Genomic DNA, 21764 nt, shown 5'->3' with positions numbered 1-21764 from the left:
CCCCGCCGCTCAGTTGAACGGGTCGAAGTCCCTGAACTCCCGAGCCACCTCGTCCCGCTCCGAGTCCCGGTCCCGGCGCCGCTGGGCGGCCGGGCGGGGCTCCTCCAGGCGGTGGTCCTCGCCACGCCGGCCGAGCATCTCGGCGCCCGCCGCCATCGACGGCTCCCAGTCGAAGACGACCGCGTTCTCCTCGGGGCCGATCGCGACACCGTCGCCGGGCCGGGCGCCGGCCTTCAGCAACGCGTCCTCGACGCCGAGCCGGTTGAGCCGGTCCGCGAGGTAGCCGACGGCCTCGTCGTTGTTGAAGTCGGTCTGACGCACCCAGCGTTCGGGCTTCTCACCCCGTACGCGGTAGACGCCGGCGCCGTCCTCCTCCTCTTCCAGCGTCACCCGGAAGCCGGAGTCGTCCACGGCCTTCGGCCGGATGATCACCCGGGTGGCCTCCTCGACCGGCTTGCTCGCGCGGGCCTCGGCGACGATCTCGGCCAGCGCGAACGACATCTCCTTCAGGCCGATGTGCGCGACAGCGGACACCTCCAGCACGCGGTAGCCGCGCGCTTCGAGGTCCGGCTTGATCATCTCGGCGAGCTCGCGCCCGTCGGGGATGTCGACCTTGTTCAGGACGACGAGGCGGGGACGGCCGCTGAGCCCCCCGTACTGCTTCAGCTCCTCCTCGATGATGTCGAGGTCGGAGAGAGGGTCACGGTCCGACTCCAGCGTCGCCGTGTCCAGCACGTGCACCAGCACCGAACAGCGCTCGACGTGGCGCAGGAACTCAAGGCCCAGGCCGCGGCCCTGGCTCGCGCCGGGGATGAGGCCGGGCACGTCGGCGACGGTGAAGACGGTGGAACCCGCCGTGACGACGCCGAGGTTGGGCACCAGCGTCGTGAACGGGTAGTCCGCGATCTTCGGCCGGGCCGCCGAGAGCACGGAGATCAGCGACGACTTGCCCGCGCTCGGGTAGCCGACGAGCGCGACGTCCGCCACGGTCTTCAGCTCCAGGACGACATCACCGCCCGTGCCCGGCTCGCCGAGGAGCGCGAAACCGGGCGCCTTGCGGCGGGCCGAGGCGAGCGCCGCGTTGCCGAGGCCGCCACGGCCGCCCTGGGCCGCCACGTACGTCGTCCCCTGGCCGACGAGGTCGGCGAGGACCTCGCCGTCCTTGCCGAACACCACGGTGCCGTCCGGCACGGTCAGGACGAGGTCCTGGCCGTCCTTGCCCGAGCGGTTGCCGCCCTCGCCCGGCTTGCCGTTGGTGGCCCTGCGGTGAGGGGCGTGGTGGTAGTCGAGCAGTGTCGTGACGGACTGGTCGACGACGAGGACGACGTCGCCGCCCCGGCCGCCGTTGCCGCCGTCGGGTCCGCCGAGGGGCTTGAACTTCTCCCGGTGAACGGAGGCACAGCCGTGGCCCCCGTTACCCGCGGCGACATGCAGTTCGACGCGGTCCACGAAGGTGGTCATGGTGGGCTTCCTCCTGGAGAAGACAACGAGAATGTACGAAGACATCCACAAGCGTGCGGAAACACACGAACGTGTACGTCTCACTGGGTAACACGCAAAGGGCGGACCCGCTTCCCGTACAGGAAGGGGGTCCGCCCTGAGCGCAGAACTGGTGAACCGCTACCGGTGGGTCAGGCGACCGGAACGATGTTCACGACGCGACGGCCGCGGCTGGTGCCGAACTCGACCGCGCCGGCGTTGAGCGCGAACAGGGTGTCGTCGCCGCCACGGCCGACCCCGCTGCCGGGGTGGAAGTGGGTGCCGCGCTGGCGGACGATGATCTCACCCGCGAGGACGACCTGACCGCCGAAGCGCTTCACGCCGAGCCGCTGGGCGTTGGAGTCGCGCCCGTTCCTGGAGGACGATGCGCCCTTCTTGTGTGCCATGAATCCTCAGTCCCTTACTTCGCAGCCGCGGGGATACCGGTGACCTTGATCGCCGTGTACTGCTGACGGTGACCCTGGCGACGGCGGTAGCCGGTCTTGTTCTTGTAGCGAAGGATGTCGATCTTCACGCCCTTGTGGTGGTCCACCACTTCGGCCGTGACCTTGATGCCGTCCAGCACCCACGGGTCGCTGGTGACGGCCTCGCCGTCGACCACGAGCAGGGTCGAGAGCTCGACCGTGTCGCCCACCTTGGCAGTGGAAATCTTGTCAACCTCAACGATGTCGCCGACAGCAACCTTGTGCTGGCGACCACCGCTGCGCACGATGGCGTACACGCGGATCTCACTCTCATTCGGAACGGAAACCCCTGACGCCAGCCGCCCGCACGGCCCGAAGGCCATGACAGTCCGGATTGGATGAGCGGCCTCCCCCGGAAACCGGGAGGTGGGTGCTCAGAGGCGGGCATGCACACAGACACGCCGATGGTCCAGAATACGGTTCAGCCCACCAGAGGGTCAAACCGGCCCCGGCGGCCCTCCGGTTCCGGCCCCGGCGGGCTTACGGTTCCGGCTCCGCAACGGCCCCCGCCGGCGTGACCGTAGGGACAGCCACCGGGTCGGGACACGGCCGCGGTCCGTGGCTCGGCGGGCGGCCCGCCTCTCGGGCCCGAGAGTCGTCCAGTCGTCCGTGCGGACGTGCGGACGTGCGGACGTGCGGACGTGCGGACGTGCGGTGGTGAACGGCGGCTTCTCCCCCGGCTGGGTGGTTACGGCCACCGGCCGCCCCTGCCGGTCACGCGGGCCTGCGCGCCCCGCCGTTCACCCGGGTCCGCGCCCGGCTCCCGGCCCGTTCAGGCACCCGGCACCGGAGTTCCGCTGTCAGGGCACCGGGACCGTCCGCCGCCGCCGGCACCGCCGTTCGTGAGCCGGAGCACGGTAGACCGCCGCCGGCCCGATCGCGCGCGCCAACGCCGCAGCGGTCAACTCCGGGGCCCGGTCCGGCACGTGGACGATTCCGGTGCGTCGTCGCCGCGCACACGTCACCTGATCCCCGTACGGCCGCGGCAGAGGTGCTGGGGACTCTCCCCGACCGCCCCTCCCGCCACGGGAGATCGCGCACGGCAGGAGACCGTGGCCGGGGTGGCGAACGGCCCCCGGCCCGTCCCCCGCGCCACATGGGTGCGGGGGACGGGCCAGGGGCCGTTCTTCGCGGTACCGGACGTCCTGCCGGTGCCGTCGCTGCCTCAGGAGCGCCGGTCGTCCGCGGCGGTCAGTCCTCCGTGGCGTCCGTGGCGGACACCACACCCGAAGGGCCGGACTGCTCGGCCGCCGACGTCTTCTTCGCCGACGCCTTCTTGACCGTCTTCTTCGCGGTCGCCTTGGTGGCCGTCTTCTTCGCGACGGTCTTCTTCGCGGCCGCCTTCTTGGCCGGGGCCTTCTTCGCCGGGGCCTTCTTGGCGGCGGCCTTGCGGGCCGTCTTCCTGGCCGCCGGCGCCTCCTCGGACTCCGCGCCCGTGACGGTCTCCGGCTCCGCGGCCGGGGCCTCGGTCTCCGCGGGCGTCTCCGCCTTCGAAGCGCCGGACGCCACCACTACGACCGCACCGCCGTCACCCGACGGCGAACCGGCGGGCGCGGTGACCTTGCGGGTCGCCCTGCGGCGCTCCCGCGGCGGCGCCGCGACCACCGCGGGGGCGGGCTCGGGGCGCTGCTCCGGCTCCGGCTCCTCGGTGCGGGTCTCGGCAGCGGGCACGACGACCTCGGCGGCCGCCGTCTCGTCGGTGGTGCGGGGTGAGCCGGCCGGGGCCGACACCTTCCGGGTCGCCCTGCGGCGCGTACGGCCGCCCCGGCCCGCCGCGGCCTCCGCCTCGGCGACGCTGCTGTACAGCTCCTCGTCGGGCTGGAACTGCGGCGAGGGGAGCGCGGCCGGTGCCGCCACCTCGGCGGCGACCTCGGCGAGCGTCTCCTCCGGCTCCGTCTCGGCGGCCGGTGCCTCCTCGGCGTGCTCGTCACCGGCGTACTCGTACTCGTGCTCGTGGTCGTGGTCCGCGCCGCCGGAACCGCCGCGGCGCTTCCTGCCCCGCTTGCCGCCGGAGCCGCTCGCGGACCCGCCGCCGGCCGGGGCCGTCGGCTGTTCCATGTGGACGATCACACCGCGTCCGTTGCAGTGCACGCAGGTCTCGGAGAACGACTCCAGCAGTCCCTGCCCGACGCGCTTCCTCGTCATCTGCACAAGGCCGAGCGAGGTGACCTCGGCGACCTGGTGCTTCGTACGGTCGCGGCCCAGGCACTCCAGCAGGCGCCGCAGCACCAGGTCCCGGTTGGACTCCAGCACCATGTCGATGAAGTCGATGACGACGATGCCACCGAGGTCGCGCAGCCGCAGCTGGCGCACGATCTCCTCGGCCGCCTCCAGGTTGTTCCTGGTGACCGTCTCCTCCAGGTTGCCGCCCTGGCCGGTGAACTTCCCGGTGTTGACGTCGACCACGATCATGGCCTCGGTCTTGTCGATCACCAGGGAGCCGCCGCTGGGCAGCCAGACCTTCCGGTCGAGCGCCTTCATCAGCTGCTCGTCGATGCGGTACGTCGCGAAGACGTCCACCTCGCTCGTCCAGCGCTGGAGCCGGTCGGCCAGGTCGGGCGCGACGTGCTCGACGTAGTCGTGGATGGTGTCCCACGCCTCGCCGCCGCTGACGATGACCTTCGAGAAGTCCTCGTTGAAGATGTCGCGGACGACGCGGACCGTCATGTCCGGCTCGCCGTACAGCAGCGTCGGCGCGTTCGTGCTGCCGCTCGCCTTGGACTTCTTCTTGATCTCTTCCCACTGGCCCTGCAACCGCTCGACGTCGCGGCGCAGCTCGTCCTCGCTCGCGCCCTCGGCCGCGGTGCGGACGATGACGCCCGCGTCCTCGGGGACGACCTTCTTGAGGATGGTCTTGAGTCGTGCGCGCTCGGTGTCGGGCAGCTTGCGGCTGATGCCCGTCATGGAGCCCTCGGGCACGTAGACGAGGTACCGGCCGGGCAGCGAGACCTGACTGGTCAGGCGGGCGCCCTTGTGGCCGATCGGGTCCTTCGTGACCTGCACGAGCACCGACTGGCCGGACTTGAGCGCGGTCTCGATGCGGCGCGGGCCGCCGGAGTGGCCGAGCGCCTCGAAGTTCACCTCACCGGCGTACAGGACCGCGTTGCGCCCCTTGCCGATGTCGACGAACGCGGCCTCCATCGACGGCAGCACGTTCTGCACCTTGCCCAGGTACACGTTGCCGACGTACGAGGTGGCCTGCTCCTTGTTGACGTAGTGCTCGACCAGCACGTCGTCCTCAAGGACGCCGATCTGCGTGCGCTCGCCGCTCTGCCGTACGACCATCACGCGCTCGACGGCCTCGCGGCGCGCCAGGAACTCCGCCTCGGTGATGATCGGCACCCGGCGGCGGCCCTGCTCGCGGCCCTCGCGACGGCGCTGCTTCTTCGCTTCCAGACGCGTGGAGCCCTTGATCGACTGGACCTCGTCGACGCCGGTGCCGCGCTCCTCCTTCTTGCGCGGCTCACGGACCTTGACGACCGTGCGTTCCGGGTCGTCGCCGCCGTTGCCGTTGTCCGTCTCGGGTCCCGCGTCGCCGCTGCGACGGCGGCGCCTGCGCCGGCGACGGCTGCTGGACGAGCCGGAGCCGTGGTCGTCGTGGTCGGAGTCGTCCTCGTCGTCGTGCTCTTCGGTGTCGTCCGGGTGCTCACCGGCGTCCGTACGGTCGACGCCGCCCCGCCTGCGCCGGCCCTCGGACCCGGAGTCGTCGTGCCCGTCGTCGGACGCGCGGTCATCGTGCTCGCCCTGCTCGGCGCGGGACGACGGCGTCTCGTCGTGCTCGCCGGCGTTGTCGTCGGCGGACTCGCCGCGACGGCGCCTGCGGCCGCCCCTGCGGCGGCGGCGCGACGGCCGGTCGTCGCCGTCGTCGCTGTCCGCGCCGTCGGAGTCGTCCGCGTTGCCGTCGCGGTCGTCGGCCTCGTCGGTGGCGCGGTCCTGCTCGGCCGCGGCACGCGGCTGCTCGGCGGGGGTCTCCTGCTCGGGGGCCTCAGCGGCCTCACCGCGGCGACGGCGCCTGCGGCGGCCGGGACCCTGCTCCTCGACCGCGGGGACGGGGGCGACGGGGGCGGCCGTGTCGGCTGCCTGCTCGTCGTCCTCCTCGTCGGCGGCGACCGTGCCGCCGGCGGCAGCGGCGGCGGCCGCGGTCTCCGGCGTCTGGAACATCGGCTCGGTGAAGACGGGCGCCCGGAAGACGGCGACGCTCGGGCGCGCCGTCCTGCGGCTGCCCCGTGCGGGCGCCGGGGTCTGTTCGGCCACCGCGCCGGTCTCGGTCTCGGCGACCCGGCGGCGGCCGCGGGAGCGCGTGGGGCGCTCCTCCGCGACGGCCTCGGCGGCGGGTGCCGCCTCCTCGGGCGTCGTCTCGGGGGCGGTCGACTTGCGGGTGGCCCGGCGGCGCGCCCGCGGCGCGGGCTCGGGCGCCGCCTCCTCGGAGACGGCGACGGCCTCGGCGGCCGTCTCCTCGGCCTCGGCGGCGGCTGTCTGCTGCGGCTCCGGTTCGGGAGCGGCGGTCTTACGGGTCGCACGACGCCGGGCACGCGGCGCGGGCGCCTCCTCGGCCGGGACCTCGGCGGCCTCGGGGGCAGCCGTCTCCTCGACCGTCGCCTCGGGCGCCGTCGCCTTACGGGTGGCACGACGCCGGGCACGCGGCGCGGGCGCCTCCTCGGCCGGAGCCTCAGCCACCTCGGGGGCAGCCGTCTCCTCGACCGTCGCCTCGGGCGCCGTCGCCTTACGGGTCGCACGACGCCGGGCACGCGGCGCGGGCGCCTCCTCGGCCGGGACCTCGGCGGTCTCCGGCTCCGTCGGTGCTGCCTGGCCCTGCGGAGCGCCGGCGGGGGACGTGGCCCTGCGGGTGGCGCGGCGGCGCGGGCGCGCCGTCCCGTCCTCGGACGCGGCCTGGGCCTGCTCCTCGACGGGGGCGGCGGCAGCGGCCGGGGCGGCCGTGGTCTCCGCGGCTACGGGGTCGCCGGTGGGCGGTCCCGCGGGGCGCGACGCCACGCGGCGCTTGCGGCGCGGCGGCAGGGTGTCGCTGGGGCTGTTGTTCTCTTCTGTGGTCCTACCGGCCGTGCCGGAGGACGTGGGGTCAATGGACATCCGGGCGTTTCTCCCGTCACGTTCCCGGGCGCCGCGCCTGATTCCGGTCCGGCGGCGGTCCGCGCACTGCGCGTCCGCCACCGCCCGGGGCGCGGGCGCCGCACGGGAACTCTGTGTCTGGCTCGCCGGTTCCCTACCCGCATGTGACGCGGGTACGGCCTGGCGAAAGTCTTCTGGTCGGTGCGCTGCCCGATCCAGGTGGCTCCCGGATTCGAGGGCTGCGCGGTGACGACCGTCCTATGCGGAGACCGGGTCCACTCCCGCCGTCGCGGCGGCGGTTCCGGGGGCCGTGTTGTGGCCCGCCGGCTCCGCCTCGCGGTCAGGCGCGAGCGGGTCGGTCACCGTGCCGGACTCCTCGTCGAGGGGCCCCTGCGCCAGCCTGGTCACCGCTGCGGGGACCGGCGGCGCCAGGTCGGCCACAGCTCGGAGACCGGACAGGACGTCGTCGGGTCGTACGGCGGGTGTTTCGTGCCGAACAACCAGGCGCAGTATCGCACAGGGGCCCGCCCCCGCGGAGCCGGAGTCCGTCGCGGACTCCGGCACGACCCGCAGGTCGACGACGGCGCCGCGCGCGTCGAACGCCCGCATGCCGTTCTTCGTACGACGCTCCACCTCGACGGCGTCCGCCGCGAGGAACACGCCCACGGCGCGCTCCGCCTCGGCTGCCTCGACCCCGTCCAGCCGCAGCTCCCACACGGAAGCCGTCAGCCGCTCGGCGAGTCCGGAGACCCGGGCCTCCACCGCGTCGACGATGTCGAGGCCCGTGGGCAGCGACGCGTCGAGCAGTTCCCGCAGGGCCTGCGGGTCGCGCGGCTGCGTCAGCGCGATCTCCAGGAACTCGGCCTCGCTGCCCGTGCCGGTGGGTGCGGCATTGGCGTACGACACCTTCGGGTGCGGCGTGAACCCCGCCGAGTACGCCATAGGTACCTCGGCGCGGCGCAGAGCCCGCTCGAAAGCGCGCTGGAAGTCACGGTGGCTGGTGAACCGGAGGCGGCCGCGCTTGGTGTAGCGCAGTCGGATGCGCTGCACCGCGGGTGCGGGCGGCGGGCCTTCGGGCTGTCGCTTGCCCAGTGGTTCTCTCCTCGGTGCGGGGCCGTGCGCTCGGGCGCGGCCCTTGGGCGTGCGGTTGGCTCCGTCTCCGGCATCAGTCCTGATCGCTCAAGGTGATTCGGGTGCGGGCCCCGCGCCGGGGACGGACGTTGTACTGCGTACCACCAAGAGTACGCGGTGGGGCTCCGTCCGGTTCCCGAGGCTCCGGCAGCCGGGTGGACGCGGACGCCGTCCCGGTCCGCGCCGGCCCTCCGGCATTCCCCGGCGACCGGGCGGGCACGCTCCGGGGGCGAAACGGCGCGGGGTGCACGTCGGCCCCGTGGGACGGCCCTCCGGCCCCGGTGCTGCCGATGCTCGGGGGTACCGCACACCGACGCCCCCACCGCCCCACACGACACCTGTGACGCCTGTGACACCTGTGACACCTACGGCGCGAACCCACGGGACCCAGTGCGGACACAGCCCGCGCGGAGGGCACCACCACACGGTCCACACCGATCACACCGGACACACCGACACCCCATCGAACAGCGGACACCGCGGACCCGCGACCGCATCGCCGGCACACCACCCGCCGCCGCGCCCCCGCCCGGACCAAAAGTGCCGGCCGGACCGTCCAACATCCCTTCCGCCATGGCGAGTCAAGGAACGGGGCCGCGGGGCCGGGTGACATGCGAGCCGAATCCGCACCCGCCGCACCACCGCCGCGCCGGATCCCAGCGCCTCGAACACACCGCGCCGCCGGCGGCGGACCGGCGGGCCGGCAGCCGAGCGGGCCGACGGGGTGACGCGTCTCAGAGTCCGGTGCCGATCCAGTAGCGCAGTTTCTCTCCGCGCCGGTCCTCGAACCTGCCGCCCGCCGCCTCGATCACCTTCTTCGACGCGACGTTGGTGGCGTCGCACGTCACGAGCACCTCATCGAGGCCGAGTTCACCCGCGAGCGGCAGCGATGCGCGCAGCATCGCGGTGGCGTGGCCGCGCCGCCGGGCGGACGGGCGGACCGAATAGCCGATGTGCCCGCCGAATTCGAGCAGGAAGGGGGTGAAGCGGTGGCGGATCGAGAGCCGTCCGAGGAACTCGTCCCCCTCCACGAACCACAGGTGCGTGCACGGCACCCACCCCTCGACGCGCGGAGTCTCCTCGAAACGCTCGGCGTTGAGACCGTCCACATACGACGCGAACACCGCGGGCCGCGCCCATCCCGCCCCGTACCGCTCCATCTCCTGCCCGGCGACGACCTGTCCGCTGTCGCCCTCCGCACCCGTGACGAACTCCTGGATGGCGGCGAGGAACGAGGCCCTGAAGCGGGCGTCGGGGGCGACGAGACGAGGTGACATCGCCCCATTCTGCCGTGCCGGAAACCGTCCCACCGGCCATTTTCCCCCGCACGGCCGCATGCCCTTCGCGCCGCGCCGCACCGGAGCGCCGTTGACCGAACCGGCCCCGGCCGCCCGGGGGGTGAGGGGGCGACCGGGGCCGGAGCCATGGGAGCGGCGGGTCAAGAGCCGTGGAGGCCGGGGCCCGGGCGGCGGCGGGTCAGGGAGCGGTGACGGCCGGGGGCCGGGGAGGTGGCGGGTCAGGGGGCGGCGGGGAGTTCCCTCGTGAGGCGGCCGCTCCAGGGGCACCAGTACAGGCCGGGCAGGAAGGGCCCGCCGGCCTCGTCGAGGTGGTCCTCGACGTAGGGGATCGTCGCGTCGCACACCTCGATGACCTGGTCGGCGAAGCTGACGGTGTCCGGGTTGTAGTGGAAGTCCCAGCGGCGGTTGTAGTCGGCCCGCTGCTTGACGATGCGGCCGATGAGGTATTTGCGCTCGCCCTTGTCGACGATCTCGCGTGCTTCCCGGATCCTGGCGGGATCGGTGAGCTTGACGACGAAGTCGGAGCCGGTGGTGTCCCTCAGGTTGAAGTACGCGGCGCCGTCGAAAGGAGCTCTGGTGTCTGCCGCCCGTGCGGTGGATGCCGCGGCGAGGGACAGCAGTGCGGCGACCGCCAGGGTGCCGAGCTTGCGGGTCTTACGTCGCATTCGGGGCAACTCCGTGCCTGTGGGGCCGTGTTCACCACGACCGTGGACACCGAACGTAAGGCACCGACTACGCAGAGCGCACGGTTCGTCGGCTCGTTCACGCGACCCGGTGGCCCGCTGTGACCACAGAGCCGCCTGATTCGCTCATACGGGAGAGCACCGCACACGGCTCCGGGACACGCGTGCCCCGGAGCCGGGAGGTCAGTTGCCCGCGCCGCCCACCACGGTCAGCGGCAGCAGCTTCTTGCCCGTCGGGCCGACCTGGATGTCGAGGTCGAGCTGCGGGCAGACGCCACAGTCAAAGCACGGGGTCCACCGGCAGTCCTCGACCTCGGTCTCGTCCAGGGAGTCCTGCCAGTCCTCCCAGAGCCAGTCCTTGTCCAGACCCGAGTCCAGGTGGTCCCAGGGCAGGACCTCTTCATAGGAGCGCTCACGGGTCGTGTACCAGGCGACATCGACGCCCTGCTCCGGGAGGGTCCTGGCGGCGGCGTCCATCCAGCGGTCGTACGAGAAGTGCTCGCGCCAGCCGTCGAAGCGGCCGCCGTCCTCGTACACGGCGCGGATCACGGCGCCCACGCGGCGGTCACCGCGGGACAGCAGGCCCTCGACGATGCCGGGCTTGCCGTCGTGGTAGCGGAAGCCGATGGAGCGGCCGTACTTCTTGTCGCCGCGGATCCGGTCCCGCAGCTTCTTCAGGCGGGAGTCCGTGTCCTCGGCGGACAGCTGCGGCGCCCACTGGAAGGGCGTGTGCGGCTTGGGTACGAAGCCGCCGATCGAGACCGTGCAGCGGATGTCGCCCGAGCCGGAGACCTCGCGGCCCTTCTGGATGACGTTCATCGCCATGTCGGCGATCTGGAGCACGTCGTCGTCGGTCTCGGTCGGCAGGCCGCACATGAAGTACAGCTTCACCTGGCGCCAGCCGTTGCCGTACGCGGCGGCGACCGTACGGATCAGGTCGTCCTCGGAGACCATCTTGTTGATGACCTTGCGGATGCGCTCGCTGCCGCCCTCGGGCGCGAAGGTCAGGCCCGAGCGGCGGCCGTTGCGCGTCAGCTCGTTGGCCAGGTCGATGTTGAACGCGTCGACCCGGGTGGACGGCAGGGAGAGGCCGACCTTGTCCTCCTCGTACCGGTCCGCGAGCCCCCGGGCGATGTCGCCGATCTCGCTGTGGTCCGCGGACGACAGCGACAGCAGGCCGACCTCCTCGAAGCCGGTCGCCTTCAGGCCCTTGTCGACCATCTCGCCGATGCCGGTGATGGAGCGCTCGCGCACCGGGCGGGTGATCATGCCGGCCTGGCAGAACCGGCAGCCGCGCGTGCAGCCCCGGAAGATCTCCACGGACATCCGCTCGTGCACCGTCTCGGCGAGCGGCACCAGCGGCTGCTTCGGGTAGGGCCACTCGTCGAGGTCCATGACGGTGTGCTTGGACACGCGCCACGGCACGCCGGACCTGTTCGGCACCACGCGGGCGATTCGGCCGTCCGGCAGGTATTCGACGTCGTAGAAGCCCGGCACGTACACGCCGCCGGTCTTCGCGAGGCGCAGCAGCAGTTCCTCGCGGCCGCCGGGACGGCCCTCGGCCTTCCAGTCGCGGATGATGTCGGTGATCGTCAGGACGGCCTGCTCGCCGTCGCCGATCACGACCGCGTCCACGAACTCCGCGACCGGCTCCGGGTTGAACGCGGCGTGGCCGCCCGCGAGCACGACGGGGTGGTCCTCGGTGCGGTCCTTGGCCTGCAGCGGGATGCCCGCGAGGTCCAGGGCCGTCAGCATGTTCGTGTAGCCCAGCTCGGTGGAGAAGCTGAGACCGAAGACGTCGAAGGCGGAGACGGGCCGGTGGCTGTCGACCGTGAACTGCGGGACGCCGTGCTCGCGCATCAGCTCCTCCAGGTCCGGCCAGACGCTGTACGTGCGCTCCGCGAGGACGCCCTCGCGCTCGTTGAGCACCTCGTAGAGGATCATGACGCCCTGGTTGGGCAGGCCGACCTCGTAGGCGTCGGGGTACATCAGCGCCCAGTGCACGTCGCACTCCTCCCACGGCTTGACCGTGGAGTTCAGCTCGCCGCCCACGTACTGGATCGGCTTCTGTACATGCGGGAGCAGAGCTTCGAGCTGCGGGAAGACCGAATCGGCAGGCATCGCGGATCTTTCGTGGGCCGGCTGTGTGGTACGCCCGAGCGGGCGGCTCGCCCCCGCGCGCGGGATGCGGGACGCACCAGGGCGCCGGGGCGATTAGTCAGCGTACCCCGCGCCGCGTGCGCCCCCGGCCGCCGTCCGCCGGGGCCCGGGGCCGCGCCGCCGGGCGGGCCGCCGCTCAGCGCTTGAGAGCGGCGCGGGCCGCGGGCCTCGACGCCTTGGCCCATACCCGGGGCAGTGCGCGCTCCGCGGCCCGGGCCCGTTCGTCCTCGCCCGCGTAGAGCAGGCCCCAGGTGAAGGCGGTCTCGCCGCCGGCGTGCGCCTGGATCGCCAGGTCGCGGACGGCCTCACGCGCGACGACCCCGTCCTGGTGCTCGCCGAGGAGCTGCTGCACCTTCTTCATCCGGCGGGCGAACACCTTCGCCGGCCTCCCCGCGCCAGGCGCGGCCGCCTCCGCCGCGTACCGGACGCGTTTGGCGGCCTTGCGGGCGCTGTGCAGGGCGAGGTCCCGCTCCTTACCGGCCGGGAGGTCCAGCGCGTACGCGACGCGGCGCGCCAGCTTGCCGTACTCCTTCAGCACGGCCTTCGGCAGGGCGGTGCGCGGGGTGGCGCCCGCGGCCCCCCGCAGCGGCGGATCGGCGAGCAGCGCGGCCAGGGAGTCGAGGAGGGCGAGGTAGCGGTCGCTGTCGAGGGTGGCGAGGGTGAGTTCGCGGGAGCGGCTGCCGCTCGCCGCCGTCCACCGCCGCAGTCGTGCTTCCACCGGGCCGAGCAGCAGGGGCGCGGGGACCGCGTCGACGCGGGCGCGCAGGTGGGCCGCGAGCACCTCGTTGTCGCGGTCGACGCCGAGTTCGGCGCCGAGCCAGCGCAGTTCGCCGCCGAGCGGGTCGGTGACGGCGCGGTCGAGGATGCGGCCGTAGCTGCGCAGCGCGGACCGCAGGCGGCGCACGGCGACGCGGAGCTGGTGGACGGAGTCGGGCAGGTCGCGGCGGACGGCGGGATCGAGCGCGGCGATCGCCTCGGCCTGTTCGCGCAGGTACGCGAGGAGGTGGTCGCCGGCCGTCGACGGTCCGCGTTCCTGCCGGGCCTCGGGCGCCGGCGGGCCGGTCTCGGCGAGCGCCCGGGCGAGCTTGGACGCGGAGGGGGCGGGCGCGAGGCCGGCCTTGCGGAGCTTCCTGTCGACCTTGTCGAGGACGGCGGGGTCCGCGCCGGGTTCGAGTTCCGCCTCCACCTCGGTCCAGGTGGAGACGGCGGGGCCCGCGCCGGCGCCCGCGCCGAGGCGTTCGGCCCGTACCGCGTCGACCGCCATCTCGACCAGCGGCGCGCCGCCCTTGCCGAGCAGCCGGGTGATCGCGCGGGAGGTGCGCAGGCGGACGACGGGGGCGACGTCCGCGCCCCGCGTCCTGGAGCGCACCAGCCGGGCGAGATCGTCGGGCAGGTGGTCGGAGAGCGGGGCGCGCAGTTCGTCGCGTACGCCGGGGCCCACCGGGAATTTCAGGTGCCAGCCCTCGTCGTGGCCGCCTTCCCTGCGGCGCAGGGTGACGTGGCCGGCGGCGAGCCGCAGGTCGGAGGTGTCGTGATACACGGCGTCGAGTTCCGTGATGCCCTCGGCGCGTACGGCGGTGACTCCCGCGACGCCCGTCAGATCGGGCAGCGCGGGTGGGCCGTCTCCCTGGGCCTCGCCGGGAAATACGTACTTGTGTTCGACTTCGCGCGTGGTGTCCGCCATACAGGGCGTGTAACCGAGAAGGGCCGCCCCTAAGCGCACTGCGCCGGGGCGGCCCCATCGGCCGGACCGAGTCTCCTGCACGGCCGGCCCCTGACGCGGGCCGTCCCGCGGTGCCGCTCCCGGCGTCAGGCCCTTATCGGCCGATGCACCCGGATGGACTGCAGCAACCCCACGCCGATCCACACGGCGAACATCGAACTGCCGCCGTACGAGACGAACGGCAGCGGCAGACCGGCCACCGGCATGATGCCCAGCGTCATGCCGACGTTCTCGAACGCCTGGAAGGCGAACCATGCGATGATGCCCGCCGCGACGACCGTGCCGTACAGCTCGCTGGTCTCCCGGGCGATGCGGCAGGCGCGCCACAGGATGACGCCGAGCAGCAGCAGTATCAGGCCCGCCCCGACGAAACCGAGCTCCTCGCCCGCGACCGTGAAGACGAAGTCGGTCTGCTGCTCGGGCACGAACTGCCCGGTGGTCTGCGAGCCGTGGAAGAGGCCCTTGCCCAGCAGCCCGCCCGAGCCGATCGCGATCCGCGCCTGGTTGGTGTTGTAGCCGACACCCGCCGGGTCCAGGTCCGGGTTCGCGAAGGCCGCGAACCGGTTGATCTGGTACTGGTCGAGGATGCCGAGCGCGGTGATCGCCACCGCGCCCACGACGCCCGCGCCGATCAGGCCGAGGATCCACCGCTTCGGCGCGCCGGACGCCAGCAGGCAGCCCAGCACGATCACCGCCATGACCATCACGGAGCCGAGGTCGGGCATCAGCATGACGACGGCCATCGGCACCAGGGCCAGACCGAGCGCCTTGGCGACGGTGCGGTGGTCCGGGTGCTCGGTGTCACCCGCGTCGACACGGGAGGCGAGGATCATCGCCATCCCGAGCAGGATGGTGATCTTGGCGAACTCCGACGGCTGGACCGAGAAGCCGCCGCCGATCACGATCCACGAGTGCGCGCCGTTGATCGTCGAGCCGAGCGGGGTGAGGACGGCCAGCATCAGCAGGATCGACAGGCCGTAGAGGATCGGCACCGCCCCACGCAGCGTGCGGTGGCCGAGCCACATGACCCCGATCATCAGCCCGAGGCCGATGCCGGTGTTCATCAGGTGGCGGGCAAGGAAGTAGTACTGGTCGCCACCGTTGAGCGCCGTGCGGTTGCGGGTCGCCGAGTACACCAGCATCGAGCCGATGAGGGAGAGCGCGATCGCGGAGAGCAGCAGCGGCCAGTCGAGCTTGCGCACGACGGAGTCGCGTGCGGCCATCCGCGCCCAGCCGGTGCGCTGGGGCCCGTACCCGGAGACCGAGAAGCCACTGGTACCGGTCATGGCTCAGTCCCTTCGCACGATGCTCGCGGGCAGGCCCGCGGCGATCTGCTGGTTGCCGCCGCCCCCGGTGTCGGCGGGTGGCTGCGCCGGCGGCACGGAGGCGTTCGAGGTCGCCGTGGCGTTCGGACTGGCCGAGGCGTTCGGGTCGACCGGTTCCTTCTTCTTCGGCGCCTTGTACGGCTTGAGCACCGGCGCGTCGATCGAACCGTCCGACTGGATCTTCGGCATCGCGCTCACCGGTTTCGGCAGGATGCCGTCCTTCGGGTTCACCGTGCCGTCGGCCCCGATGCCGTACATCGCCTCGTAGATCTTGCGGACGGCGGGACCGGCGGAGCCGGAACCCGTACCGCCCTGCGAGATCGTCATGATCACCGCGTAGTCCTTGGTGTACGTGGCGAGCCAGCCGGTGCTCTGCTTGCCGGCGACCTCCGCCGTACCGGTCTTGGCGTGCAGGGCGATCTTGTCCTGCGGCCAGCCGCCGAACTGCCAGGCCGCCGTGCCGCTCGTGACCACGCCTTCGAGCGCGTCGTTGATGTACGAGATCGTCTTCTTGGTGTCCGGCAGGTGCCCGGTCACCTTGGGCGTGATCGGGGCGACCTTCTTGCCGTCGGCGCTGACGACCGCCTTGCCGATGCTCGGCTGGTACATCGTGCCGCCGTTGGCGATCGCCGAGTACATGACGGCTTCCTGGATCGGGGTGAGCAGCGTGTCGCCCTGCCCGATCGCGTAGTTCAGCGAGTCACCGGGACGGACCTGGTAGCCGTCCTTGCAGTTCTCGAACTCGATCTGCTGGACGTACGAGCCGTCCTTCTTGCCGTCCTTGCACCAGGCGACCTTGTTGGCGTCCCAGTAGTTCTGCTTCCACGTCCGGTCGGGCACCCGTCCTGAGACCTCGTTGGGCAGGTCGATGCCGGTCTTCTTGCCGAGGCCGAACGCGTGGGCCGTCTTGAAGAACCAGTCCTTCGGGTGCTTCGGGTTGATCCCGCCGTCCTTCTTCCACTGGTCGTAGGCCAGGTCGTAGAAGACGGTGTCGCAGGAGACCTCCAGCGCCTTCGCGATGCTGATGTCGCCGTAGTTCTCGCCCTCGAAGTTCTTGAACTCCCGGCCGCCGACGGTCATCGAGGAGGTGCACGGGTAGCCGCCGTCCGGAGCGTATCCGGCGTTGATGGCGGCGCTCGTGGAGATGACCTTGAAGGTCGAGCCGGGCGCCGACTCGCCCTGGGTCGCGCGGTTGAGCAGCGGGTAGTTCGACTTCTTGTCGGTGAGGTTGTTGTACTCGGCGGATGAGATGCCGCCGGTCCACACGTTCGGGTTGTACGTGGGGTTGCTGGCCATCGCGATGACCCGGCCGGTGTGGACGTCCATGACGACGGCGGCGCCCGAGTCGGCCTTGAAGTTCTCGTGGGTGACGGGGTCGTACTGCTTGCGCAGACCCTTCATCGCCTCCGCGAGTTCCTTCTCGGTGAGCGCCTGGACCCGCGAGTCGATGCTGGTGACGAGGTTGCTGCCGGGCTGCGCGGGCGTCGCGCCCGCCTTGCCGATGACCCGGCCGAGGTTGTCGACCTCGTAGCGGGTGACACCGGACTTGCCGCGCAACTGCTGGTCGTACTCGCTCTCCAGGCCGGCCCGGCCGACGTTGTCGGACCGCAGCAGCGGGTTGTCGGTCTTCTCCGACGCCGCGACCTCCTTGTCCGTCACCGGACCGAGGTAGCCGAGGGCCTGCGCCGCGTTCACCCCGACAGGGCCGGGGTAACTGCGTACGGCGGTGGGTTCGGCGGTGATGCCGGGGAAGTCCTCACGCTGCTCCATGATCTGCAGCGCCTGCTGGGTGGTGGCCTTGTCGGTGATCGGGATGGGCTGGTACGGGGAGCCGTTCCAGCAGGGCTGCGGCGTCTTCGCGTCGCACAGCTTCACCTTGTCGATCGCGTCGGTGGGGTCGATGCCGAGGACGGTGGCCAGCCGGGTGAGCACGGCACGCCCGTCGTCGGGCTGCTTCAGCAGTTCGGTGCGGCTGGCGGAGACCACGAGGCGGGTCTCGTTGTCGGCGAGGGGGACGCCCTGGTCGTCGACGATGGAGCCGCGCACCGCCGGCTGCACGACCTGCTGCACGTGGTTGTTGTCGGCTTCCTGGGTGTACTGCTGGCCGTTGCGGATCTGGAGGTACCAGAGCCGCCCGCCCAGCGTGAGCAGGAGCGAGAAGACGAGGACCTGGATGACGATCACCCGGACCTTCACCCGGGGAGTCCGCCCGGTCTCGGGAATGTTGCTCACAGTCGCTTGACCCCCTTGATGCGCCCCGCCTTGGCCGCGCGGTTACGGGCGGCTCTGACGCGCAGTCCCCCGCGCTGGCCGCCGATCTTCAGCCCGGTGCCGGATCCGATCCAGCCCGCGGCGACGTCGGCGCCCACGCCGAGACCCGAGCCCTTCTGCGACTCCGCCATCGGATCGTTCTCGGCCTTCCTGGCCAGTGCCATGATCCACGGCACCGTGAACGGCGCCAGCAGCAGGTCGTACACGGCGGAGGTGAACAGCAGCCCCCCGAGGCCGACATGGCGGGCGGCCGTGTCCCCGACGAGCGCACCGACACCCGCGTACAGCAGCGTCGAGCCGAGGGCCGCGCAGACCACGGCCAGCATCGGCGCGAGGGCCGATCTGATCTGGCCCTTCTCCGGGCGGACGAGGCCCGCCAGGTAGCCGACCACGCACAGCACCAGCGCGTACCGCCCGGCCGCGTGGTCGGCGGGCGGCGCGAGGTCCGTCAGCAGCCCCGCGCCGAACCCGATGAGGGCGCCGCCGACATGCCCGTACACGAAGGCCAGGGCGAGCACGACCAGCAGCATCAGGTCGGGCACGGCGCCGGGCAGGTGGAGTCTCGCGAGGACGGATACCTGGAGGACCAGGGCGACCACGACGAGCGCGGCCGAGAGCAGAATCCGGTTGATGCGCATGGAGCAGCTCTATTCCTGGTTGTCGGCGTTCGCGTTCGCGTTCGGGTCGGGCACGGTGTCGCCGCCGTCGCCCGTCCCCTGGCCGTCGCCCTGCCCGGCGCCCGTTCCGGTGCCCTGCCCGGTGGTGCCGGACGGGGTGACCGTGACCGTGACGGTGGGCGTGGGCCGGGTCCTGGGCTTCGGCGGCAGGACCGTGTCCCGCGGGTTCTGGCGCGGGGCCTGCACCACGACGCCGACGACGTCGAGCTTCGTGAAGCCCACGAACGGCTGCACGTACACCGTCCGCGTCAGGTCGCCGCCCGACGGATCGACGCGTACGACCCGGCCGACCGGCACGCCCGGCACGAACGGCTTGTCCTTGCTGGATCCGAAGGTGACCAGCCGGTCGCCCACCTTGACCTTGGCCTTGGCGTTCAACAGCTGGACGGAGATGGGCCGGTCGCCCTGGCCCGTCGCGAAGCCCAGCTCGTCGCTGCGCTCCATCCGCGTACCGACCGTGAAGTCGGGGTCGTTGGCGAGCAGCACCGTGGACGTCCTCGGGCCGACCGTGGTGACCCTGCCGACCAGGCCGTCCCCGTTGAGGACGGTCATGTCGCGCTGGATGCCGTCACGGGAGCCGATGTCGAGGGTCACCGTCCAGGAGAAGCCCTGCGCCGCTCCTATGGCGACGACCTGAGCGCCCTTCACCCCGTACTGTCCCGCGCCGGCCACCTTGAGGATCTTGTCCAGCTCGCGGGCCTTGTTGCGGTTCTGGTCGTCACTGCCGAGCTCACGCTTCAGCTGCGCGTTCTGCTGTTCCAGATCGGTGATGCGGTTGTGCCGGGTGTTCGAGTCCCGTACCGCAGCTATGGCGTTGCCCACCGGGTCGACGGCGCCCGCCACACCGTTCTCCACGGGCCCGAACGCGGTGGCGGCCGCGTGGCGCGCCCCGTCCACCGGTGAGTTCTCGCCCCCGCGGATGTCGACGGTGATCAGGGCGAACGCGACGACAATCAGCAGCACCAGGAGCAGCCGGCTCTCCTTTGTGTCCCTCACGTGCGGCGGCCGTGCCTTCCTCGTAGGAATTGTCCTGCCTGTGTATCAACGACCCGCCGTACGGCGCGACAGCGTCCGTACGGCGGATTCTCGCTGACATGTGGGTCACCGCTCGCGAACGGACCCCGCCGCGGGCGGCCCCGGGGGCCGACGACCGGTCAGCGGCGCGGCTGGGCGTCCAGCACCTGCTGGAGCGCCTCGAACTCCTCGACACACTTGCCGGAACCGAGCGCCACCGAGTCCAGCGGGTTCTCGGCGATGTGGATCGGCATGCCCGTCTCGTGGCGCAGCCGCTCGTCGAGTCCGCGCAGCAGCGCGCCGCCGCCGGTGAGCACGATCCCACGGTCCATCACGTCGCCGGAGAGCTCGGGCGGGCACTTGTCGAGCGTCGTCTTGACCGCGTCCACAATGGCGTTGACCGGCTCCTCGATGGCCTTGCGGACCTCGGCGGCGGAGATGACCACGGTCTTGGGAAGCCCGGAGACCAGGTCCCGGCCGCGGATCTCGGTGTGCTCGTCCTTCTCCAGGTCGAACGCGGAACCGATGGTGATCTTGATGCTCTCGGCGGTCCGCTCGCCGAGCAGCAGCGAGTACTCCTTCTTGATGTGCTGGATGATCGCGTTGTCGAGCTCGTCGCCGGCCACCCGGATGGACTGCGCCGTGACGATCCCGCCGAGCGAGATCACCGCGACCTCGGTGGTGCCGCCGCCGATGTCGACCACCATGTTGCCGGTGGCCTCGTGGACCGGCAGCCCGGAACCGATGGCCGCGGCCATGGGCTCCTCGATGATGTGCACCTGGCGCGCGCCCGCCTGGGTGGACGCCTCGATGACGGCGCGGCGCTCGACCCCGGTGATACCGGAGGGCACGCAGATGACGACGCGGGGCCTGGCGAGATAGCGGCGCTTGTGGATCTTCAGGATGAAGTACCTGAGCATGCGCTCGGTGATCTCGAAGTCCGCGATCACGCCGTCTTTCAGGGGCCGGACGGCCACGATGTTGCCGGGTGTCCGGCCGATCATCTTCTTCGCCTCGGAACCGACCGCGAGAATGCCCCCGGTGTTGGTGTTGATGGCGACGACGGACGGCTCGTTGAGTACGATCCCCCGGCCTCTGACGTACACCAGCGTGTTGGCGGTCCCGAGGTCGACAGCCATGTCACGGCCGATGAACGACATCTTGTTCCCCATGAGGATGCGTCTGGCCTTCCCAAATCGAAGCTGTTGATGGCTTTTCAGGATGGCGAGGTGGGTGGTGGAGCACGCGAAGCGTGGTGAAGCACGCGAAGCCGGTGGCTCGCTGGGCTTGAGGTCATCGTAGTGCCGTCAACCCCGGATCGGCGCGGTGGCCCACCTCAGTAAGGGTGACGAAGTGTCGCGGCGTTGCGTTCCCGGAAGCGGGCGGGACAATCCCCTGGGCGACCGAATTCCTCCGGTCGCCCCAGGCGGACAGGCTATTCGGCTGACAGCCGCTCAGGAAAGGCCGGGAAAGAAAATCTTCAGTTCCCGAATGGCGGACTCCTCGGAGTCCGACGCGTGGATCAGGTTTTCCCGGACAATGGTGCCGAAGTCCCCCCGGATGGACCCCGGCGCTGCGGCGATCGGGTCAGTCGGTCCGGCGAGAGCGCGCACGCCCTCGATGACGCGCTCCCCCTGAACGACGAGCGCGACGACCGGGCCGGACGCCATGAACTCCACCAGCGGCTCGTAGAACGGCTTGCCCTGGTGCTCGCCGTAGTGCAGCTCCAGGGTCTCCTGGTCGAGGCTGCGCAGGTCCATGGCGGCGAGGCTCCAGCCGGCCTTGCGCTCGATCCGTCCGATGATCTCACCGACGAGGTGCCGCCGTACGGCGTCCGGCTTGAGGAGGACGAGGGTGCGCTGGGTCGTCATGGGTGCGGCTCCTTGGGTAACGGGTGACACAGAACGCGACACGGTGCTGCGAGGCTACCGGTGCTGCTCCCGCCGCCCGCACTCGGCCGGGCGGGTGACAGCGCGGCGAAGGCGGCACGGGCCGCGCGGGTGACGTGCGGGTACGGCGCGGAGCCGGCGCCGTACCCGGGGCGCGGAACGCTAATCGGGGCGCGGAACGCTACTCGGGCGCCGCGGCGCCGTCCCGCGCGGCCTCGTTCTCGGCGAGCGCGGCGGCCCACCGGGCCTTGTGCTCGTCGATGATCCGCCCGTAGTGCACCGAAGCCCACCACAGCGCGGCGAAGGCCACGCCGAGGATGAACATCATCGGCACCACGAACCCGCTGAGCAGCAGTGCCGCCTGCAGCACCCAGCCGAGCTGCACGCCGCCCGGGCGGGTGATCACGCCGCACAGCAGCAGCGACAGCAGCATCGCGACGCCGCACACCGTCCACACGGCCGTCATCGACAGGGAATCGGACTTCATCGCGACCAGGCCCGCGAAGCCGATCACGAAGAACTCGGCGAGCAGGGTCGATGAACAGAGCGTACGCATGACCGT

The 21764-nt window shown here is 71.8% G+C and carries 16 protein-coding genes; all 16 read right to left on the bottom strand.

The window, feature by feature from the left end:
• Nucleotides 1–9: 9 nt before the first annotated feature.
• The 16 genes from obgE to OG310_RS23850 all read right to left on the bottom strand — a co-directional run bounded on the left by obgE (nucleotide 10) and on the right by OG310_RS23850 (nucleotide 21758).
• Nucleotides 10–1461, bottom strand: a complete 1452-nt coding sequence (obgE, locus tag OG310_RS23925; protein ID WP_329457924.1) for a GTPase ObgE — start codon at nucleotides 1459–1461, stop codon at nucleotides 10–12.
• 170 nt (nucleotides 1462–1631) lie between these two features.
• The gene (rpmA, locus tag OG310_RS23920) at nucleotides 1632–1886 is read right to left on the bottom strand and encodes a 50S ribosomal protein L27 (RefSeq protein WP_329457923.1); all 255 of its coding nucleotides are present in this window, start codon (nucleotides 1884–1886) and stop codon (nucleotides 1632–1634) included.
• 14 nt (nucleotides 1887–1900) lie between these two features.
• Nucleotides 1901–2221, bottom strand: coding sequence for a 50S ribosomal protein L21 (gene rplU / locus OG310_RS23915; RefSeq protein ID WP_329457922.1), 321 nt, complete (start codon nucleotides 2219–2221; stop codon nucleotides 1901–1903).
• 934 nt (nucleotides 2222–3155) lie between these two features.
• Nucleotides 3156–7052, bottom strand: a complete 3897-nt coding sequence (locus tag OG310_RS23910; protein ID WP_329457921.1) for an Rne/Rng family ribonuclease — start codon at nucleotides 7050–7052, stop codon at nucleotides 3156–3158.
• 237 nt (nucleotides 7053–7289) lie between these two features.
• The gene (locus OG310_RS23905) at nucleotides 7290–8081 is read right to left on the bottom strand and encodes a TIGR03936 family radical SAM-associated protein (RefSeq protein ID WP_329457920.1); all 792 of its coding nucleotides are present in this window, start codon (nucleotides 8079–8081) and stop codon (nucleotides 7290–7292) included.
• An 815-nt stretch (nucleotides 8082–8896) separates the two neighbouring features.
• Nucleotides 8897–9439 carry a GNAT family N-acetyltransferase gene (locus tag OG310_RS23900; protein WP_329457919.1) on the bottom strand — a complete coding sequence of 181 codons (543 nt, stop codon included), beginning with the start codon at nucleotides 9437–9439 and terminating at the stop codon, nucleotides 8897–8899.
• A 239-nt stretch (nucleotides 9440–9678) separates the two neighbouring features.
• On the bottom strand, nucleotides 9679–10125 hold the full coding sequence (locus OG310_RS23895) for a BP74-related protein (RefSeq protein WP_329457918.1): 447 nt from the start codon (nucleotides 10123–10125) through the stop codon (nucleotides 9679–9681).
• 201 nt (nucleotides 10126–10326) lie between these two features.
• Complete coding sequence (locus tag OG310_RS23890; protein ID WP_329457917.1) at nucleotides 10327–12264, bottom strand: TIGR03960 family B12-binding radical SAM protein; 1938 nt, start codon at nucleotides 12262–12264, stop codon at nucleotides 10327–10329.
• A 175-nt stretch (nucleotides 12265–12439) separates the two neighbouring features.
• Nucleotides 12440–13987, bottom strand: a complete 1548-nt coding sequence (locus OG310_RS23885; RefSeq protein WP_329457916.1) for a CYTH and CHAD domain-containing protein — start codon at nucleotides 13985–13987, stop codon at nucleotides 12440–12442.
• A 125-nt stretch (nucleotides 13988–14112) separates the two neighbouring features.
• A complete protein-coding gene (gene rodA / locus OG310_RS23880) occupies nucleotides 14113–15312 on the bottom strand; it encodes a rod shape-determining protein RodA (RefSeq protein ID WP_329457915.1) in 1200 nt (399 codons plus the stop codon).
• 3 nt (nucleotides 15313–15315) lie between these two features.
• Nucleotides 15316–17583 carry a penicillin-binding protein 2 gene (mrdA, locus tag OG310_RS23875; protein WP_329457914.1) on the bottom strand — a complete coding sequence of 756 codons (2268 nt, stop codon included), beginning with the start codon at nucleotides 17581–17583 and terminating at the stop codon, nucleotides 15316–15318.
• Nucleotides 17580–18260 carry a rod shape-determining protein MreD gene (gene mreD, locus OG310_RS23870; protein WP_329457913.1) on the bottom strand — a complete coding sequence of 227 codons (681 nt, stop codon included), beginning with the start codon at nucleotides 18258–18260 and terminating at the stop codon, nucleotides 17580–17582. The genes mrdA and mreD overlap by 4 nt, the downstream gene beginning before the upstream one ends.
• Before the next feature lie 9 nt (nucleotides 18261–18269).
• Nucleotides 18270–19295, bottom strand: a complete 1026-nt coding sequence (mreC, locus tag OG310_RS23865; RefSeq protein WP_329457912.1) for a rod shape-determining protein MreC — start codon at nucleotides 19293–19295, stop codon at nucleotides 18270–18272.
• 158 nt (nucleotides 19296–19453) lie between these two features.
• Nucleotides 19454–20473, bottom strand: coding sequence for a rod shape-determining protein (locus OG310_RS23860; protein ID WP_329460341.1), 1020 nt, complete (start codon nucleotides 20471–20473; stop codon nucleotides 19454–19456).
• A 294-nt stretch (nucleotides 20474–20767) separates the two neighbouring features.
• Entirely contained in the window at nucleotides 20768–21184 is a 417-nt protein-coding gene (gene ndk, locus OG310_RS23855; RefSeq protein WP_329457911.1) for a nucleoside-diphosphate kinase, read from the bottom strand.
• Nucleotides 21185–21383: 199 nt separating this feature from the next.
• Complete coding sequence (locus OG310_RS23850) at nucleotides 21384–21758, bottom strand: DUF4233 domain-containing protein (protein WP_329457910.1); 375 nt, start codon at nucleotides 21756–21758, stop codon at nucleotides 21384–21386.
• Nucleotides 21759–21764: the final 6 nt, after the last annotated feature.

This window comes from Streptomyces sp. NBC_01497, from assembly GCF_036250695.1.
In the GTDB taxonomy this organism is placed as follows: Bacteria; Actinomycetota; Actinomycetes; order Streptomycetales; family Streptomycetaceae; genus Streptomyces.
The sequence above is the reverse complement of the archived record's forward strand: the minus strand, read 5'-3'. Positions and strand labels throughout refer to the sequence as shown.

Bases quoted from the DNA above. Each gene is read 5' to 3' on its own strand.
- obgE (WP_329457924.1), bottom strand. From the start codon at position 1,461: ATGACCACCTTCGTGGACCGCGTCGAACTGCATGTCGCCGCGGGTAAC.
- rpmA (WP_329457923.1), bottom strand. From the start codon at position 1,886: ATGGCACACAAGAAGGGCGCATCGTCCTCCAGGAACGGGCGCGACTCC.
- OG310_RS23910 (WP_329457921.1), bottom strand. From the start codon at position 7,052: ATGTCCATTGACCCCACGTCCTCCGGCACGGCCGGTAGGACCACAGAA.
- OG310_RS23900 (WP_329457919.1), bottom strand. From the start codon at position 9,439: ATGTCACCTCGTCTCGTCGCCCCCGACGCCCGCTTCAGGGCCTCGTTC.
- OG310_RS23895 (WP_329457918.1), bottom strand. From the start codon at position 10,125: ATGCGACGTAAGACCCGCAAGCTCGGCACCCTGGCGGTCGCCGCACTG.
- OG310_RS23890 (WP_329457917.1), bottom strand. From the start codon at position 12,264: ATGCCTGCCGATTCGGTCTTCCCGCAGCTCGAAGCTCTGCTCCCGCAT.
- OG310_RS23885 (WP_329457916.1), bottom strand. From the start codon at position 13,987: ATGGCGGACACCACGCGCGAAGTCGAACACAAGTACGTATTTCCCGGC.
- rodA (WP_329457915.1), bottom strand. From the start codon at position 15,312: ATGACCGGTACCAGTGGCTTCTCGGTCTCCGGGTACGGGCCCCAGCGC.
- mreD (WP_329457913.1), bottom strand. From the start codon at position 18,260: ATGCGCATCAACCGGATTCTGCTCTCGGCCGCGCTCGTCGTGGTCGCC.
- OG310_RS23860 (WP_329460341.1), bottom strand. From the start codon at position 20,473: ATGTCGTTCATCGGCCGTGACATGGCTGTCGACCTCGGGACCGCCAAC.
- ndk (WP_329457911.1), bottom strand. From the start codon at position 21,184: ATGACGACCCAGCGCACCCTCGTCCTCCTCAAGCCGGACGCCGTACGG.
- OG310_RS23850 (WP_329457910.1), bottom strand. From the start codon at position 21,758: ATGCGTACGCTCTGTTCATCGACCCTGCTCGCCGAGTTCTTCGTGATC.